Genomic DNA, 16803 nt, shown 5'->3' with positions numbered 1-16803 from the left:
ATCATGCCATCATGCGCCTGTTTTGCCCGACGGGTCAAATCTTCTTCGGGTTCGCCGAAACGAGAAATTCGTCAAGCATTTCTATTGTGCATGGGGTTGTTTTCGCGGTTTTGCTCATGGGAGCAGCGCGTCATACCCCTGCGCGCTGAACGCCAGCAGACAGAACCCGTGCCCGAACGGATCGGCCAGCATCGCGATCCGTCCATACGGCGCGTCGCGCGCAGGCGCCTCCAGGATCGCCCCCGCACGGAGCGCGCGTTCGACGGCGGCGTCGACATCATCCACGACGACGTCGAGATGCAGCGGCGTCCAGTGCCGGTCGTAGCGGCGGCGGTCCTCGCCTGCCCCCAGCGTGCCGGCCTGCTTGGTCAGCAGATAGACCGGCGCCGGCCAGCCCAGGAGCTCGACGAAGTCGGTGCCGAAGCGGCGGCCGATCGTGAGCCCGAACGCAGCGGTATAGAAGGTGGTGGCAGCTTCCACGTCGGGAACGTCGATGTTCAGCAGGAGGGTCATGGCGTCGGCTCCCCGGTACTGAAGCAATGATAGCCCGGATGTCGCTGCGCTGCCTTCGGGGTAACAAACGCCGGCGGTAGGCGAACCTACCCGGCCCGGCTAAGATGTGGCGCAAGGGCACGCAGCCTTGTAGCCGCGCCGGTGGGTTCCCTTTCCCCTCCAGTGTGTCAATTTCACTACATCTGCCCCAGACAACCTGAGGTATTTTCCGGGCGATTTGATCCGGAAGTTGGGGCTGCCTCATGAATCGACTGACACTCGCCGCGGGCTTGATCATCATTGGACTGACCGGCGCCCAGGCGGCGGATCTGGCCGCCCGGCCCTATGTCAAGGCGCCGCCAATGGCAGCGATCTACGACTGGACCGGGTTCTATGTCGGCGGGAATGTCGGTTATGGCTGGGGTGAAAATACCGATCCCCGTCTCAGCCTCGTCAATCCCGGCAACGTGGGAAACATCACCTCATATCTGACCACCGGTCTCCCCGGCTTTGCCAGCGGAAATCAATATCCGAACCTCAACCCGAATGGCGTGTTTGGCGGACTTCAGTTCGGCTACGACAAGCAGTTCGGCAAGTGGGTTGTTGGCGCCGTCACGGACATTCAGGCCGCGGATTTTCGCGCCAGTCGCCTGGTCACGACATCCTTTGCGACCACGGGCGCCAACGCCGATGAAAGCCTGTCCGCGAAGATCAGCTGGTTCGGCACATTGCGCGGGAAGGTCGGCTACGCCGCGAATGATTGGCTGTTCTACGGCACCGGCGGTCTCGCCTACGGTCGGACTGAGAGCCGCATTGGATTAGCCTGTACCCCAGGTGGCCTCGGCTGCGTCGGCATCAACTTCGTCGGGAATGCTGCCGAGACCCGCGTGGGCTGGAGCGCGGGAGCAGGCGTTTCAAAGGCCTTCGGAACCTGGAACGTTGGGCTCGAGTACCTTCATGTCGATCTCGGACGCTCATCGGTTACAGCGTTTGACACGACGGGTTTCCTACCCACGACGACGATCACGCAAGGCCAGCGCTTTGTCGTCGACACGGCACGTCTGACGGTCAACTACAAGTTCGGCAGCACTCCGCTCGTCGCCAAATACTGAGCTGGCTGCGCCTCAGCTCTGTCGCTGCGCCAGATAGAACCCGCACAGCACCGTGACGAGGCCGGCGGCCTGCAGCGCCGTCGGCGGCTCGCCGAGCAGCAGCCATCCGGTGAGCAGCGTCAGCGCCGGCACACAGGCCGGAAACACCGCCGCGCGCGCGACGCCGAGGCGCTGCACCGAGACTGCAAAGAGATAGAGCGCAGCAGGGCCTGCAAGTACGCCCTGCGCCAGCGCTTGGATGGCATTCTCGGTGATGCCGATCGCGGCGACGTGGGCAAGACCGACGGTCGCGATGTAGATCGGGAGCAGCAGCAGCGACAGCACGTTGATGACGAGCGCGGCCGACACCGCCGCGACTCGCCAATGCCGCAGCAGCGCGCCAAAGCCCGCGAACATCAAGCCGGTCAGCACGAAGATCAGATCGCCCTGCACGCCATCGACGCCGATATGGCCGATCGATTCCGCGCCGATCACGCCGAGCCCGGCGACGATCACGATCGCGCCGGCCAATCGCGAGGCGGAGATCCGCTCCTTCAGGAACAGAGCGGCGAGCAACAGCCCGCCGAGCGTCGCGCAGGAGGGCTGGATCACGCTGCCATGGCCGAGCGGCACGAACAGGAACCCGGTGTAGGAGATCAGCGACATCACGGGGCCGCCGAGCACCATCAGCGCAAGGCCCCTCGCCCAGCCGATGCCGCAGAGATCGGAGATGCCGGCGCGCAGCACCAGCGGCAGGAAGGCGATACCCGACCAGACGTAGCGATGCACCAAGAGATCGACCGGCGTGAAGCCGACCTTCAAGCCGTGCCGCGTGCCGGCAAAGCCGAGTGCCCAGAACAGCGCTGCCGACAGCCCGCAAACGACGCCGACCAGCGCCTGCCTCGCATCGTTCGTTTGAGTGAGAGCGTCAGCGCCGCTCGTCCGCTGATCCATGGGCCAAGCCTTTATGTCAGGGCGCACATCTGCTCAACCCACGCGGCTGCAGGGCTGGCACGCGATGGTCCCATCATCGTGCCTCCTCGCCAAAGACCATGCGCCAGCCCTTGCGCGTATCCATGTATTCCCTGACCTCGCGGATGCGGTCGCCGGCCACCGTGAACACGAAGCAATAGTCGTTCTCGTAAACCTTGCCGCCGGCAAGCGTCGCGCGCATCCGCTCTTCCACGATCACAGTGTCGCCGTCGGCATAGACCCCGCGAAAGGCGATATCGATCCCAGAAAACATCTTGTGCATCTCCTGCGCGATGAAGCGCGCGATCTGCTTCGCTCCGACCATGTGGTCAGTGTGATCGAGCGCGACCGCCGTGGCGTTGCCCTTCGGCGCGATCCACTCGGCATCGTCCGTGAACAGCGCCGCAATGCGATCCGCATCGCGTGACGAGAAGGTTTTCCAGGCGTTGAGTACGATGTCCTTCGGGCTGGTCACGATGCGCTCCCTTGCATTGATGTGAGGGTCGTGTTCTAGCGCCGTGATGCGTGATGCGGCTCGCCACAATCGGACTCGGTCATCTCGCGGCTCTTCCGCCCGCGCCGGCATGCGCTATCATTCGTCCATGTTGAACTTTGAGACCTGCAACGCCGCGCGGCTGCGCCGCGATCCCCGCTATGACGGCCGCTTCTTCACCGCGGTAAAGACCACGGGCATCTATTGCCGGCCGGTCTGTCCGGCCAAGCACCCGCTGACGCGCAACGTGACCTATTTCCCGACGGCGGCTGCGGCAGAGGCTGCCGGTTTCCGGCCCTGCCTGCGTTGCCGCCCCGAGACCGTGCCGTTCTGTCCGGCCTGGAACGGCACGCGCTCGACAGTCGCGCGCGCGATGAAGCTCATCAATGAGGGTGCGCTCGACGAGGGTTCGGTGGTGACGCTTGCGGCGCGACTTGGGATCTCATCGCGTCATCTGGCACGGCTGTTCGAGCGCCACGTCGGCGCGACGCCGCAGCAGCTTGCCAAGACGCTTCGCGTCCAGCGCGCCAAGCGCCTGCTCGATGCCGGCGAGCACACCATGACGGACATCGCGTTCCAGTCCGGCTTCGGCAGCCTGCGCCGCTTCAATGCCGCCTTCGCCGAGCTCTATGGCCGTTCGCCGTCAAGCTTGCGCACAGTGCGGAGGGTGTCATCGCTCAGAAGAAGCCGGGGCTGAGATCGAGCCCATAAGTCAGGCTCAGCACGAACACGAACAACGCGGCGGCTGCAAACATTGCAACATGCCGGACGATGAACTCGCGCGGCGAATTGGCGACAACAACGGCTTTCTGCGCAACAGGCATGACGGACTCCAGTATGAAAACGATTCTTGGCCGCCAATATGCGGCGCCCGTATCAAGCGCCGCGATCTGCAAAACAAGTATTAAAGAGATCACACTCGTTTTGAACGCCGGTACACAAGTCGCGCGTTGCGAGGAATTTTTCTGCTGAAGGGTTCTCAGTCAGCGCATCAACACGCGACATGAGATGGAAGGTGACGGCCACGGACAAAAAGAAATGGCCGGGACAAGCCCGGCCATAACGTCGTGAAGGTTTTGGCACCCGGGCTCTCGGGCCCAGCGCGATGCCGGTCTTAGCGGGCGGCGCCCACGGTTGCAGTCTTCAGCTTGCGCGGCGTCAGCACAGCGGCCTGGAGCGCCGTCACGCTGGTGGCGGGCGCCGTCACCTGCTGCTCGACATGGGCTGCGCCGAGCACGCGAACCTGCACGGGCGAGGCCGGAATGCCGTTGGCCTCATAGGCCGGCAGCTCGGCTGCGAAGGTGGCAGTCGTGCCCGCAAGAGTGAGGACAGCGGCTGCGATCGACAAAGTCTTCTTGTTCATGGTGATGCTCCAAAGAGAAGTTCGGAGCACATGTAAGGCTGATTTGCTGCATTGCGACATACGTTGCCGCAACGCAATATCGCGCGTCGCGCATGGCGATATGTTTAACGCGCCCAATGCCTTGGATGAATCCCTCGCCCGCGGCCGGTTCAGCGGCCCATCAAGCTATTCGACCGCCGAAAACTCTGCGGGAACCAGAGTTGCATTCGGGCAACACTCGCGCGAAAAGCCCTTTCTAGGGGATTTGCGCCATTGCACCGCCACATCGTCCCCCGAACAATTGACGCACCGCGTGCTTGGCTGTGCAATCTGGTTCGGTGACGAACCTTGGAGGCAGGGATCATGAATGATCGGCGGTCTCTTCTTGTGGCGGTCTCGTGCCCCTCGGCCGTGATGGTCGGCTGGTTGGCGCTGTCCCTCTCCGCCTATGCCCCTGCTTTGATCGAGAACAGCGGCGCCAATGCAGCCGCCGTCTCCCGCGCCAAGGATCTCACCCGTCTCGAGCTTGCCGACATCCCGCGCGCGGCGACGATCGATGATGGCATCGCCCTGACTGCTGATATCGCCGCCGCCGCGGCTGCGACACCGAGCGTGGCACTGGTCGAAGCACCACCGCCCGAGCCACCCGCCCCCGCCGTCCAGCTCGCCTCGGCCGATCCGACTGACATGGTTGCGGCCCCCTCACCCACGCCTCAGATCGCACCTGAACCGGCTCCGGTCGCAAGCGAGGCTGCAGCCGTCATCAGCGAAGCTGCTTCCGTCGCCAGCGAGGCCAAGGCTGAGGCCGAGCCCGCGCCGGAGCCCGCCATCAAGCTTGCATCCGCCGATCCCGGCGACGTCGTGCCGCAGGATGCGCTGTCACCCGCAGCGATCGCGAGCGGGCCCGTGGCCGAGAGCAAGACGTCGCCGCCCGCCGATAGCGTGGCCGTGCTCGATGAATGCTTCGCCATGGATGCCTGCATCGACCGCTATCTCTGGGCACTCTATCAGCGCACGCCGAAGGAAGACTCGATCAAGGTCGAGGACCGCCGCGCCGTTACCACCAAGCGCAGGGGCAAGATGGTCACGGTGATGCGCAGCTTCACGAAACTCGTCGACGAAGATTTTGCCTGGAAGGATCCGAAGGCGGCCGACCACGCCAAGATGGCGCTGATGGATTACGTCATCGGCGGCATGGACAAGAGCTTCAAGCAGAAGCTCTTTCGCATGCTGCTTGCGGCAGAAGCTGCCGGTCTCTCGCCGGGAATCACCAGCGCATTCCGTGACGACTATCGCCAGGAGATTGCGAGCGGCCTGAAGGCGGCCTCCAACCGCTCCTATCACGGCGGCAGTCTTCGCGGCGGCTACGGTCATGGCATGGCGGCCGACATCGTCAGCACCAAGGGCGACAACCGCGCCCAGCGCTGGGTCTCGACCGAGGTGTTGTGGAAGTGGGTGGATACCAACGGCAAGGCGCTCGGCATTGGCCGGCCCTATCTCGACCGCGATCCGCCTCATGTCGGCCCGATCGACGGTCAGGAATATATCTCGAAGCGTGGCGTTGCGACCGACCGCAAGGAAGCCGCCAACACCAAACCGAAGAAGGCGCGCGCGGTGGCCCGCGCCAGGCTACCGAAGGCCCAGGCGGCGCGGGACCAGAAGAGCCCGGCAAAGCCGCAGAAGTCGGCGCAATCCATCGCGAAGCGAACGACCTGAGCCGTCGCTCAGTTTTCTGAGACCGGCAACGGCACGAGGCGCATCTCTTCCGATCCTGCGGCTTGCGTGCGAACGAGCACGGCAAAGATGGTCTCGACCGCAAGCCGCACCGCCGCCTCGATTGCCGTGCCCTTGGCGAGGTGCGCCGCGATCAGGCCGGTGAGGAGATCGCCGGTGCCATAGGGGCGGATCGGCAGGCGCGGCGTCGCAAAGCGTGACAATTGCCCGTCTGCACACAGGACCGTCTCCACCTGCCCCACTGGGGTGTCGGCGAGCGTGCAGCCGGTGGCAACGACGTCGATCCGCCGTTGTCCCGTAATTACGGCCGCCGCAGCGCGCAGGCCGTCGGTGTCTGCGATCTTGACGCCGGAGAGCAGCTCAAGCTCGAACTGGTTCGGCGTGATCAAATGCGCGGCCGGCAACAAGCGGTGCCGCACCACATCCAGAATGCCGTCGGCGACATAAACGCGGCCGTCGTCGCCGATGACGGGATCGCAGAGATAGACGAGCTTCGAATTGCGCGACAGCGCTCGCTCGACAAAATCGGCGATGACGACAGCGTTGTCGGGCGAGCCGAGATAGCCGGTGACGAGCACGGCGGCCTCATCGACAAGGTCCCGCTCTTCAACGCCTCTGAGCAGATCGGCGACCAGCTCGGCGTCGAGCACCCGCCCACGCAAGGTCGGATAGCGCGGATGGTTCGACAGCAGCGTCGTTGGCACCGCGGCGACGTTGACGCCCTCCGCCTGCATCGCATGGACCGCCGCGCTGTTGCCGACATGGCCGTGGACCACCTGGCTTTGAATCGAGATGACGAGCATGCAGAGGTCCGTAGGGTCAATCGTGTCGTTAGGCAAGCGTGGCCCGGATCACGAAAAGTCGTAGCCGAGTCTCGGCCGCGACGCTTGCATCTTCCGCGCCAACCGCCGGTGCCCGCTCTCCTCTGACCGCGCCAATTGATCGGCCACCGCGACGTGGTCTGCATCAGGCTTGTGCTGGTTCAGCTTGGCCTGCCCCTCGATTTGATCGACCATGAGATCGACGACGCGGATCGCAGCCAGCATGCTCTCGCGCTTGCCCGGCTCCATCTGCTGGAGGTCCCAGGGCTGTTTTGATAGGCGCGCCTCGGCGACCGCCAGCAGCGCATCGCCATGGTCACGGTTCTCATCGTGCCCGCGCAGATGCGCCACGCCCGACAGATGCACGGCCTCGTAAAGCCAGGTCGAGACATTGTCAGGGGAGGCGTACCAGTCGTTGGAGATGTAGGCATCGTCGCCGGCAACGATCAGCAGGAAACGCCTGACGCCGTCGGCAAGTTCGACCAGCGGGTTTTTTGCCGTGAAATGGATCTGCACGATCACGCGCCCATCACGCTGATCCAGCACGAACGGCACGTGCGAGGCGCGCGGGCCGCTCGCATCCGCCGCCACGATCACGCCGAAGCCGCGCCGGCCCGCAAATTCCAGCGCGCGCTGCTCCTCGATGCGGAACTGGGGCCGAAGGACATGCATGGCGCGGCACTCGGGCTGGACGAAGGACGATGCAAGGCTAACCCATGATCCCACGAAATCCGAAATGATATTGGGCTGCAAACGCAGATGTCAGGAATGATTTCCGCGGCCCGCAAGCTCGTCGAGATAGGCGCAGAACATATCGCCCAGCCCGTCGGCATGGCGCGTGATCTCCGCCTCGCTGCGCGGCGTTTCCGAGAACCGTTTGCCGACCTCGCTCAGCGTCGTCTTGATCAGCTCCCCGGCGAGCTCGCGCGTCGCCTCCGAGGCCTTTGGCAGCACCTCGCGCATAAAGATCGCGACGATGCCCTCGCCGGCCGCGCGTGCGTCCTGCGCCTCGGGTGCATCGCGATAGAGCGGCGCGGCATCGCTGAGCGCACCGCGGATCGCGGCCTCCTCGCATTCGGAGCGTATGAAGGCGTGGACCAGTGCGCGCAGGCGCACCAAGGGCGGCTTCGTCTGGTCGGCCAAAATGCCGCGCAGGAGCTCGCTCGTGCTTCGCCACTCGTCGCTTTGCAGGCGAAACAGGATCGCCGCCTTGTTCGGAAAATATTGGTAGAGCGATCCGACGCTGACCCCGGCCCGCTCCGCCACCCGCGCGGTGGTGAAACGCTGCGCCCCTTCCTTCGCCAGAACCTGAACAGCGGCATCCAGAATAGCCGTCACCAGCTCGTTGGAGCGGACCTGCTGCGGCTGTTTTCGTGAGGAAACTGAACGACTTCGACGATCGGCCATGATGCGCTCAGGGGAATGCGAATAGGAAATGCGACGAATTAGTCGTATTTCAATTCGCACGCAAGCCCACGCTTTGCCGCGAACTCTGGAGACACGAAATGACCACCCCGACTATCACCTCGCTTGCGCCGCTGCTGGATCGCCTGTTCGACCAGGACGAAGCAGCACGCGGCGCAATGCGGACCGCCTTCGCCGATGTGACCGACGCCGAGCGCGCAAAGATGATGCAGAGCAAGACCGATTACCGCAACCTCTACACCCGCCTGAAGGATGCACCGCTCGCCGTCTCGCGCGAGACCGGCAACCTGCTCTACATGCTGGCGCGCAGCTCGTGCGCGAAGGTGATCGTCGAGTTCGGCACCTCGTTCGGCATCTCGACCCTGCATTTGGCCGCAGGCTTGCGCGACAATGGCGGCGGCCGCCTCATCACCAGCGAGTTCGAGCCATCCAAGGCGGCACGGGCGCGGGAAAACCTCAGGGACGGCGGGCTGATCGATCTCGTCGAAATCCGCGAAGGCGATGCGCTGACGACGTTGAGCACCGATCTGCCCGATCAGATCGATCTCGTGCTGCTCGATGGCGCCAAGGCGCTCTATCCGGAGATCCTCGATCTGCTCGAAGACCGTCTGAAGCCGGGCGCGATCATCGTCGCCGACAATGCCGACTTCAGCCCCGACTATCTCGCGCGCGTCCGCAAGCCCGGCAGCGGCTACATGTCCACGCCCTTCGCCGAGGACGTCGAACTCACCGTGCGGATCAACTAGGACTGCCTCGAACAGCTCGCGACACCTCGGAGCCGCCGTGCGCTTCCTCGCGCGGCGGCTTCATATTGTCGGCCCCTGCAGTCGTCAGGCCCCCTGTCGCAGGCTCGTCACTCACACATGATATTTGCTTCCGACAAAAGCCATGTTGCGCGTGCTAAACATACCTACCGCGCGGTATCTTTCGCGCGCCACGCCCGAGATTGCCATGACGTCCGCCTTCACCTCCTATGCCGCGCTTGCCCTCGCCATCGTGTTCGAGGTGACGGCGTCCGCCTTCCTGCAGCAGTCTGCGCAATTCACCCGGCCCTGGCCGACGCTGGCGATGGTGCTGTTCTATGTCGCCTCGTTCTATGCCCTGTCGGTCGCGATCCGCGTCATTCCCCTGAGCATCGCCTATGCGATCTGGGGCGGGGTCGGCATCATCCTGACCGCCACCGTCTCCTTCGTCCTATTCCGCCAGATGCTCGACGCAGCAGCCTTCGTCGGTATCGCCCTGATCGTCTCCGGGGTCGTGGTCATCAACCTGTTCTCGCAGACGACGGCGCATTGATGCCGGCGAGTGCCTATACCCGCGCCAAGCAGCCCGAGCAGGTGCGGCGCGCCCTGCTCGACCACGCCGCGGCGATCGCCATGGACCACGGCGTCTCCGGTGTCACCGTGCAGGCGGTGGCAGCGGCGGCCGGCGTCACCAAGGGTGGGCTGTTTCATCATTTCGGGAGCAAGCAGGCGCTGATCGAGGGCCTGTTCGCCGATCTGCTCGCCCGCGTCGATGCCGAGATCGACGCCGCCATCGAGGCGGACCCCAAGCCGCGCGGCAGCTTTACGCGCGCTTATGTGCATGCGGTCTTCACCGGCAAGGCGTTCGGCTTCGCCACGCCCTGGGCCGCGCTGAGCATGGTGGTCGTCACCGACCCGTCGCTGCGCAAGCTCTGGAACGACTGGATGAAGGCGCGCCTGAAACGCCACCGTGGCACCGATGCGGCGCCCGAGCTTCAGATCGTGCGTCTGGCCGCAGACGGCGCCTGGCTGTCCTTCGTCACGACGGGACAGACCCGCATGAACGCCGATTTGCGCGCCGTGCACGACCGGCTGATCGCGCAAACCTATCGGCGCGCATAGCCGAGACTGCACTACTGACCTTGCACCGGCTTGGGCGGACGCGGCTTGGATTTCGCCGACTTCGGGCCAGGCTTCGCCGCAGCGCCTGGCGGCGGCGTATCGACCGACACCAGATAGGCCGCGAGCGCCTTGGCGGTATCGGGGCCCGCCGAATAATGGTCCTGGAGGAACCAGGACAGCGTCAGGGTGTAGCGGCCTTTCGCAAGCCCCCGCGGACTGCGATGGCAGGCCGTGCAACCGTCGGCGAACAGCTTTTCGGGCGATTTGCCGGCGTCGAGATTTTGCGCGGACGCAAGCGGTGCCGTCAGCCCGATCGCGGCAGCAGTTATGGTTCCAAGAATCACCAGAGGCGCGACGAGCTCGCGCCCCGGTCGAATGTGCGATCTCAATGTTGTCCCCTAGCCCGTCCCGCGGTCACGCCGCCAGCAACTGATCGAACTCCGGCGGCGCGTAGGCCTTGCCGTCCTGATCGGTGATGACGACCCGCCATCCTTCGCTCGCCCAAACCTTCGCCTTCGCCACGATGAGCAACCGGCTCTCGCGGGCAAAACTGTACTTCTCATTGTCGCGTTCTGCGATCATTTTATAGGCCAATGCTTGTCCCCTTGCGTTGCCCTGCACCCGTTCTCCTCGTGGCAGCGGGCTTTGGCGGCAATTCGCCGGGAGCGTGGCAATTTGGTGCCGTCCGCGGCAGCATTGTGCGCCGGCACCGGTTCCAGCCGAGCGACGGAGGTCAGTCATACGCCGCATCATCAATGCGATTCTGCTTGCCGGGAGCTTATTCGCCGCCCCTATGCGGTGCTGAGCCGCCAGCCGGGCGCCGGCCCATCGCCGCCGCGACGGAGCCGATAATGCCCAAAGATCCGCTCAGTGGACGCGGATGATGTGTGGACGGCCGAGATCGATCAGACCCTGCACAGCCGAAAGACGGTCGTCCAGGGCAGCAATGGTGAGCAACAAATTGTTGCGGCGCTCGTCGAGCAGACCCATCTCGGCGCCGGAGAGTTTCGTGCTCGTCCGCTCCTTTTGGATGCCGTCGAGGGATTTGCGCAAGCCGGCAATCAGGCCGGCCAGCTGTCTGGCCTCTTTGGTCATCGACCGCTTCGCGACATTTTGGCGGCGCGTCTCCGCCTGGCTTTGTCTCATCGTCATCCTCCCGTGCCCCGCTGCCCCGAGTGGATGCCTACAGCTTTGAGTACACAGATTACGATCGATGAAATCTGCCGGCGAAGAACTTTCTTAAATTGTACGCGCACGGAACCCGGCCTGGCGAGCCCAACAAAAAGCCCGGCACGAAGGCCGGGCTTTCGTTGGCAAATGCTAGTGCTTCTCGTGACCGCCGCCTGGGCCGCCGCCGTGCGGAGCGGCATTGATGTGCGGAGCGCCGCCGCCTCCACCGGGATGCTGCGGCATCGCAGGCGCAGCCGCACGCGGCGCAGGCATCTGCGCATGAGCATTCATCGGCGCACCATGGCTGACATTCGGCTGAGCCATATGCGGCATCGCGGGCCGAGCCGCCGGTGCAGCCGACATGCGCTGCGCTTCATGTGCTCGCGCCATCGGCTGCGTACGCACGGCGGCGCGGCTGGCCGCCTGTTCGTGCATCATGCGCGCCTGCGCATCACGGGGATTGCGCCCCTGCACCGCGGCCCGCTCGTTGACGATATGCTGGCTCCGTTCGGCACGATTCCGATCGACGCCAACCGCAGCGTCGCGCTTCGCGATGGCCGCATCATGCCACGCCGTCGCGGCATCACGACCTGAGACCGCGACATTGCCCTTAACGTTGTCTTTGGCATGCGCGTCGCGGCCCAGCGCGACCGCAGCGTCACGCGTCGCCGCGCGTCCGATGCGTGCGGCGTGTGGATCGATCGTCATCCGCGACGCAAAGCGCTCATGCGAGGTCCAGTAGCTATTCCAGTAAGCGTGACGGCGATACCAGGGGCGCCCTTCGTAGTAGCTCGACCAGTACGAGGTCAGCACGAACGGGACGACGGGCACATCGACCTCGTCGGCATAGTCGGGCAGATAGACGTAGTGATTGCGGTAGAGATATTCGAGATATTGCGACGACACCCAGCCGCGGTCGTCGGAGAAGCTCACATCGCACCAGGCATTGCCACGCAGACAACCATGGATGTTGACGCGGGCGCCCTCGGGGACGCGATCGACAAGGGGAAAGCCCGCACCCGGGCCGGCGCGCAGACCGGTCGAGACGGTGACGATGCCCGGCGCGGCCAATGCGGCGGTCGGTGCAAGCAGCAATGCGGCAACTAAAGCGGTTCTCAGTCTCATGGCGAAGTCCTCCTCTGGGAGGCGGAACGCGCGAGCAGAATAAAGCGTTCCGCGCACAAAGGTCGCATCAGCCAAAAGATCGAAAAGCGCACCGCATGCGGTTCAATATTCATCCGCCATTCATCGGCGGAGCGCGCTTCAGTTCACCTGCAACATGAAGGCGTCGAAATACCCGGCGAGCGCCGCAAAATCATTGAGCGGCAGCACCTGTGCAACGTATTGATCGGGCCGCACCACGACCACGCAGCCGGCCTTTCGATCGATGCCGCGTATCTCGAAAACGTCGTGTCCGCTTTTGAGGTCCGGACAAAACATCTTTTCGTAGTCGAGCAAGCCGTAGCGCCCCTTGCGCGGCAGCAGCAGCGTTGGCATCGCCTCGATCGCGAGCGCACGATGGTCCTGCTGGAACACCGCACGCAGATCGATCACGGCATCGATGTCGGCACCGGCTGGCGTGTATCGCCTGAGCGGCGATTCCCTGGCCTCTGCGAGGAAATTGCACAGCGCGCGAATGGAGGAGCCGGCAGCGGCCGGATCTTCGGCGCCGGAGAACGCATAGATGCGAAAGCGGCCATCGGCCTGCGCCGCATGGCCGAGATGAACAGGCTTCGCATCCCCGAGCCGGATCACTGGCGCGGAGTGGAAGCGCTTGCCGATGACGAGGCCTTGCGCGAGATGCTGATGCGAGGCTGCGCCGGTGAGGATTGACGGCGTGTAATGCGTCGCCGTGCCCGCGGTGTAGCGGCCGTGCCTGACGAAGTAATCCTGCGTCTTGGCGGCATCGGCGCCGCCGGCTTTCGCGGCGGAAGCGAGAATCCCGGCCCATTCACGATCGAAATCGATCAGCTCCTTCGCCACCGCCTGTCGCTCGGCCGAATAGGAATGCAACAGGCTCGGCGCACACTGCTTGCGCAGGACAGCTGCGAGCTTCCAGCCGAGATTGAAGGCATCCTGCATCGAGACGTTCATGCCCTGCCCCGCCTTCGGGCTGTGGGTGTGGCAAGCATCGCCGGCGATGAAGATCCGCGGCAGGCGTGTGTCGATCTCGGCCTCCGGCACGTCGTCGAACTTGTCGGTCAGGCGCTGGCCGATCTCGTAGACCGACCACCAGGCGATCTCCTTCACCTCGAGCTTGTGTGGCGCAAGGATCCGCTGTGCTTTCGCAATCACGTCTTCGGCGGTGATGTTGCGGTTGGCGACGCGCTCGCCGACGTCGAGTTTTGCCAGCTCGACATAGAGGCGGACCATGTAGCCGCCTTCGCGCGGAATGATGAGAAGGCTGCCGTCCTTCGCCGACTGGATCAGGGCCTTGAAACGGATGTCTGGAAAATCGGTCACCGCCAGCACGTCCATCACGCCCCAGGCGTAGTTGGCGGAATCGCCATGCAGCTCGCGGCCGATCGATTTGCGCACCGTGCTGCGCGCACCATCGCAGCCGACGACGTAGCGTGCCTTGATCGTCTCGATCTTACCGTCGTCCGCAGCATCGCCGCGTTCGAGGCGCACGGTCACGGCATGGTCGGCGGGACCTGCGGCCGGATCGACCTGGAGGTCGAGCAGACGCCTTCCGTAATAGGGCTCGAGCTTGGCCGGCGACTTTCGCATGACGTCGAGAAAGCCGTCATGGATGCGCGCCTGGTTGAGGATGACGTGCGGGAATTCCGACAGCCCGTCCTCGACATCCTGCACCCGACCGCTGCGGACGATCTTCTCCGGCGCGCCCTCGTCCGGCTTCCAGAACGTCGTCTCGTTGACCCAATAGGCCTCCTTCAGCACACGCTCGCTGAAACCGTAGGCGTGGAACATCTCCATGGTGCGGCAGGCGATGCCGTCGGCCTGGCCGACGGCGAGCCGGCCCGGCTTCTGCTCGACGATGTAGGTCTTGATATCAGGAAATTGCGCGAGCTGGGCCGCGAGCGTCAGGCCCGCGGGGCCACAGCCGACGATGAGGACATCGACCTCGTCAGGCACGGCGCCGACGGCACCCGAGGCCTGAAAGCGCTCGGCGGGATCGGCAATCTCGGGATCGCCCGGCTGGAATCCATTGAGATGGAATTGCATGAGCACCTCTCCCGCTGACGTCTTGTTCGATATTGATCAGTATGCTGACTATCAGTATACTTGTCAACGATCGTCCGCCGTCCCTGCCCGCACGGAGAATTCGGTGAAAGACAACAACGATATGCCCGGCCATCTGGCGCGGCGGTTCCAGCAGATCGCGGTCGCCGTGTTTCTGGCCGAGGTCGGCGAAGCCGGCTTCGACCTCACCCCGGTGCAGTACGCAGCGCTTGCGACCATCAAGGCCAATCCCGGGCTCGACCAGGTCACGCTCGCAGGATTGATCGCCTATGACCGGACCACCATCACCGGCGTGGTCGATCGCCTCGTGCAGAAGGGCCTTGCTGAGCGGCGCGCCTCAAGCCGCGACCGCCGCGCCCGCGAGCTCGAGATCACCGACGAGGGCCGCCGCACGCTGCGCAAGATCACACCCGCGGTCGAATCCGCGCAAGCGATCATGCTGCGCGGCCTCAGCACCAAGGAAGGCGAGGATCTGATGCGGCTGCTACGCAAGGCCATCGCCGCCGGCAACGAGCTCAGCCGCGCCCCCCTGCGTGAGGTGTAGACATACCCGCAGTTCTGGACCCATTTGTCGCAGACCTGCGAAACCTGGAACTAACCTTCGGTTGCTACCGTCGTCTCCAATTCTGCGCTTAACGCGCGATTAACTTTGCCGGTTTGGAGTTTCGGATGTTCAGGTTTGTCATTGCCGCCGCAGTCATCGCGCTGTCCACCGGTCATGCGCTCGCGAATGGGCATGGCGGCGGCGAAGCCCCTGCTGCGCCGAAGAGCGAGGCGGTGCCCGCTCCCGCGCGCTACGTTGTGACCAAGCAGGGCCCCAAGCTTGTCGATCTCAAGGGCATGACGCTCTACTTCTATGAGCGTGACACCAGCGGCAAGACGTCGAGCTGTGACGGCAAATGCGCTGAGGCCTGGATTCCGCTGGCTGCTCCCGCGAATGCACAGGCGACCGGCGATTTCACGCCGATTACCCGCAGCGACGGCAGCAAGATGTGGGCCTTCCGCTACCGACCGCTCTACACGTCAGTGGCCGACAAGGCGCCGGGCGAAGCCAATGGCACCGCCACGACGTTGCAATGGCGCGTCGCTCGGCCCGAGGATTAAGGCCGGAACGCCGCGTGTCGATCACCGCCTGACGTGCCCGCGAGCTTGGCGTGAGCCGTGGCATCGACCGAGGCGTAATTCACCTCCGGATTCCAGTGCAGCACGGAGTACACGACCAGTCCGGCCAGGATCGATCCGTAGAAGCCAAGCGTGGCCAAACGCCACTTGCGCACAACGCGACGGTCGTCGTCATTCAATGGATCAAGAAAATTTTGCATGATGCCTCCAATGGCAACGAGCCATTGAGACATAGCGCAACCGGCACGAGGCGCCTGTGAAGCAGTTCACTTTTGCAGCGGGCTGGACGTCGCTCGACGCAGTCCCATCATTCAAGCTTCGGTGATGCGGCTGACGTGACAGGTCAGATCAGCTGCCTCACCCGCGCCAGCTCGGCCCCGCATCGACCTGCGCGCTTTGTCCGGGCGGCAACACCACGACGGTCGCGTTGAGCTTCACCCGGTCGAACAGATCGATCACGTCCTCGTTGCGCATCCGGATGCAGCCCGAGGAGATCGCCTGGCCGATATATTCCGGCTGGTTGGTGCCGTGGATGCGGTAGAGCGTGTCCTTGTTGCCGGTATAGAGATAGATGCCCCGCGCGCCCAGCGGATTGGCGGGACCACCGGCCACGCGCGCCGGGTACGGCCCGAGCCGCGCCTGGATCTCTGCCGTCGGCACCCAGTCTGGCCATTCCGCCAGACGGCCGACACGCGCGACGCCCGAGAAGGCCATCGCCTCTTCGCCGACCGCGACGCCGTAGCGGATCGCCTTGCCGTCGGGCAGCACGTAGTAGAGGTAGCGCGCATCGGTATCGACCAGGATCGTGCCCGGCTGCTCCTTGCGCGGATAGTCGACGATATGACGGAGATATTGCTCGGGCACGTTGGCCTGGGCGTAAGGCGTGTGCGCCAGCAACTGCCGGTCGCGCGCCGTCATGCTCGCATCCGTCGATGGCGAGAGAGTCGTCTGCATGCAGCCGCCGAGCGGCAGCAAGGCAACGACGAACATAGCGAATAGAGATCTTGGCACCGCCGGCCCCCGATAGCGGATAGCAGCGCCCCCAGCACCCTAAGAATGCTGCCCAAATCGT

General features: G+C 64.4%; 23 protein-coding genes. 8 read left to right on the top strand and 15 right to left on the bottom strand.

Annotated features, from left to right (window positions below):
• Window positions 1-114 precede the first annotated feature (114 nt).
• Entirely contained in the window at window positions 115-513 is a 399-nt protein-coding gene (locus ACLFLU_RS20650) for a VOC family protein (RefSeq protein ID WP_426406723.1), read from the bottom strand.
• A gap of 242 nt (window positions 514-755) precedes the next feature.
• On the opposite strand from ACLFLU_RS20650, the gene ACLFLU_RS20645 reads away from it, so the two are divergent.
• Window positions 756-1604, top strand: coding sequence for an outer membrane protein (locus tag ACLFLU_RS20645; protein WP_426406722.1), 849 nt, complete (start codon window positions 756-758; stop codon window positions 1602-1604).
• A 12-nt stretch (window positions 1605-1616) separates the two neighbouring features.
• On the opposite strand, the gene ACLFLU_RS20640 is transcribed toward ACLFLU_RS20645, so the two are convergent.
• Window positions 1617-2537, bottom strand: coding sequence for a DMT family transporter (locus tag ACLFLU_RS20640; RefSeq protein WP_426406721.1), 921 nt, complete (start codon window positions 2535-2537; stop codon window positions 1617-1619).
• 73 nt (window positions 2538-2610) lie between these two features.
• Complete coding sequence (locus tag ACLFLU_RS20635; RefSeq protein ID WP_426406720.1) at window positions 2611-3030, bottom strand: nuclear transport factor 2 family protein; 420 nt, start codon at window positions 3028-3030, stop codon at window positions 2611-2613.
• 127 nt (window positions 3031-3157) lie between these two features.
• Here ACLFLU_RS20635 and ACLFLU_RS20630 point away from each other — a divergent pair, with 127 nt between their 5' ends.
• The gene (locus tag ACLFLU_RS20630; protein WP_426406719.1) at window positions 3158-3745 is read left to right on the top strand and encodes a bifunctional transcriptional activator/DNA repair enzyme AdaA; all 588 of its coding nucleotides are present in this window, start codon (window positions 3158-3160) and stop codon (window positions 3743-3745) included.
• Here ACLFLU_RS20630 and ACLFLU_RS20625 read toward each other — a convergent pair.
• The gene (locus ACLFLU_RS20625) at window positions 3726-3872 is read right to left on the bottom strand and encodes a hypothetical protein (RefSeq protein WP_187437598.1); all 147 of its coding nucleotides are present in this window, start codon (window positions 3870-3872) and stop codon (window positions 3726-3728) included. The genes ACLFLU_RS20630 and ACLFLU_RS20625 overlap by 20 nt on opposite strands.
• Window positions 3873-4162: 290 nt before the next feature.
• Entirely contained in the window at window positions 4163-4411 is a 249-nt protein-coding gene (locus tag ACLFLU_RS20620; protein WP_426406718.1) for a hypothetical protein, read from the bottom strand.
• Between the two features lie 342 nt (window positions 4412-4753).
• On the opposite strand from ACLFLU_RS20620, the gene ACLFLU_RS20615 reads away from it, so the two are divergent.
• Window positions 4754-6106: a hypothetical protein gene (locus tag ACLFLU_RS20615; RefSeq protein ID WP_426406717.1), complete on the top strand. Its 1353-nt coding sequence runs from the start codon at window positions 4754-4756 to the stop codon at window positions 6104-6106.
• A gap of 8 nt (window positions 6107-6114) precedes the next feature.
• On the opposite strand, the gene pdxY is transcribed toward ACLFLU_RS20615, so the two are convergent.
• From pdxY to ACLFLU_RS20600, 3 genes are all read right to left on the bottom strand, one after another.
• Window positions 6115-6927: a pyridoxal kinase gene (gene pdxY / locus ACLFLU_RS20610; RefSeq protein ID WP_426406716.1), complete on the bottom strand. Its 813-nt coding sequence runs from the start codon at window positions 6925-6927 to the stop codon at window positions 6115-6117.
• 48 nt (window positions 6928-6975) lie between these two features.
• A complete protein-coding gene (locus ACLFLU_RS20605) occupies window positions 6976-7617 on the bottom strand; it encodes an FMN-binding negative transcriptional regulator (RefSeq protein WP_426406715.1) in 642 nt (213 codons plus the stop codon).
• Window positions 7618-7707: 90 nt separating this feature from the next.
• A complete protein-coding gene (locus tag ACLFLU_RS20600) occupies window positions 7708-8352 on the bottom strand; it encodes a TetR family transcriptional regulator (RefSeq protein ID WP_426406714.1) in 645 nt (214 codons plus the stop codon).
• 98 nt (window positions 8353-8450) lie between these two features.
• Here ACLFLU_RS20600 and ACLFLU_RS20595 point away from each other — a divergent pair, with 98 nt between their 5' ends.
• From ACLFLU_RS20595 to ACLFLU_RS20585, 3 genes are all read left to right on the top strand, one after another.
• Window positions 8451-9116, top strand: coding sequence for an O-methyltransferase (locus tag ACLFLU_RS20595; protein ID WP_426406713.1), 666 nt, complete (start codon window positions 8451-8453; stop codon window positions 9114-9116).
• A gap of 205 nt (window positions 9117-9321) precedes the next feature.
• The gene (locus ACLFLU_RS20590; RefSeq protein ID WP_128961135.1) at window positions 9322-9666 is read left to right on the top strand and encodes a DMT family transporter; all 345 of its coding nucleotides are present in this window, start codon (window positions 9322-9324) and stop codon (window positions 9664-9666) included.
• The gene (locus ACLFLU_RS20585; protein ID WP_426406712.1) at window positions 9666-10235 is read left to right on the top strand and encodes a TetR/AcrR family transcriptional regulator; all 570 of its coding nucleotides are present in this window, start codon (window positions 9666-9668) and stop codon (window positions 10233-10235) included. Before ACLFLU_RS20590 ends, ACLFLU_RS20585 begins: the two co-directional genes overlap by 1 nt.
• An 11-nt stretch (window positions 10236-10246) precedes the next feature.
• Here the strand turns inward: ACLFLU_RS20585 and ACLFLU_RS20580 are convergent, their stop codons facing one another.
• The 5 genes from ACLFLU_RS20580 to ACLFLU_RS20560 all read right to left on the bottom strand — a co-directional run bounded on the left by ACLFLU_RS20580 (window position 10247) and on the right by ACLFLU_RS20560 (window position 14591).
• Entirely contained in the window at window positions 10247-10624 is a 378-nt protein-coding gene (locus ACLFLU_RS20580) for a hypothetical protein (RefSeq protein ID WP_426406711.1), read from the bottom strand.
• A 25-nt stretch (window positions 10625-10649) separates the two neighbouring features.
• On the bottom strand, window positions 10650-10856 hold the full coding sequence (locus ACLFLU_RS20575; RefSeq protein ID WP_354112392.1) for a hypothetical protein: 207 nt from the start codon (window positions 10854-10856) through the stop codon (window positions 10650-10652).
• A gap of 246 nt (window positions 10857-11102) precedes the next feature.
• A complete protein-coding gene (locus tag ACLFLU_RS20570) occupies window positions 11103-11381 on the bottom strand; it encodes a hypothetical protein (RefSeq protein WP_426406710.1) in 279 nt (92 codons plus the stop codon).
• Window positions 11382-11555: 174 nt separating this feature from the next.
• Window positions 11556-12530 carry an SH3 domain-containing protein gene (locus ACLFLU_RS20565; RefSeq protein ID WP_426406709.1) on the bottom strand — a complete coding sequence of 325 codons (975 nt, stop codon included), beginning with the start codon at window positions 12528-12530 and terminating at the stop codon, window positions 11556-11558.
• A gap of 138 nt (window positions 12531-12668) precedes the next feature.
• Window positions 12669-14591: an FAD-binding monooxygenase gene (locus tag ACLFLU_RS20560; RefSeq protein WP_426406708.1), complete on the bottom strand. Its 1923-nt coding sequence runs from the start codon at window positions 14589-14591 to the stop codon at window positions 12669-12671.
• 103 nt (window positions 14592-14694) lie between these two features.
• Here ACLFLU_RS20560 and ACLFLU_RS20555 point away from each other — a divergent pair, with 103 nt between their 5' ends.
• The gene (locus ACLFLU_RS20555) at window positions 14695-15153 is read left to right on the top strand and encodes a MarR family winged helix-turn-helix transcriptional regulator (protein WP_426406707.1); all 459 of its coding nucleotides are present in this window, start codon (window positions 14695-14697) and stop codon (window positions 15151-15153) included.
• A 125-nt stretch (window positions 15154-15278) separates the two neighbouring features.
• Window positions 15279-15713, top strand: a complete 435-nt coding sequence (locus ACLFLU_RS20550) for a COG4315 family predicted lipoprotein (protein WP_426406706.1) — start codon at window positions 15279-15281, stop codon at window positions 15711-15713.
• Here the strand turns inward: ACLFLU_RS20550 and ACLFLU_RS20545 are convergent.
• The gene (locus ACLFLU_RS20545) at window positions 15710-15931 is read right to left on the bottom strand and encodes a hypothetical protein (protein ID WP_426406705.1); all 222 of its coding nucleotides are present in this window, start codon (window positions 15929-15931) and stop codon (window positions 15710-15712) included. The two genes, ACLFLU_RS20550 and ACLFLU_RS20545, sit on opposite strands and share 4 nt — an antisense overlap.
• A gap of 157 nt (window positions 15932-16088) precedes the next feature.
• Window positions 16089-16721 carry a L,D-transpeptidase gene (locus ACLFLU_RS20540; protein ID WP_426406704.1) on the bottom strand — a complete coding sequence of 211 codons (633 nt, stop codon included), beginning with the start codon at window positions 16719-16721 and terminating at the stop codon, window positions 16089-16091.
• Window positions 16722-16803 lie beyond the last annotated feature (82 nt).

The sequence above is a fragment of the Bradyrhizobium ganzhouense genome (genome assembly GCF_049949285.1).
Taxonomy (GTDB): Bacteria; Pseudomonadota; Alphaproteobacteria; order Rhizobiales; family Xanthobacteraceae; genus Bradyrhizobium; species Bradyrhizobium ganzhouense.
Note: the sequence above shows the minus strand (reverse complement) of the source record. Positions and strands in the feature narration are given on the sequence as shown.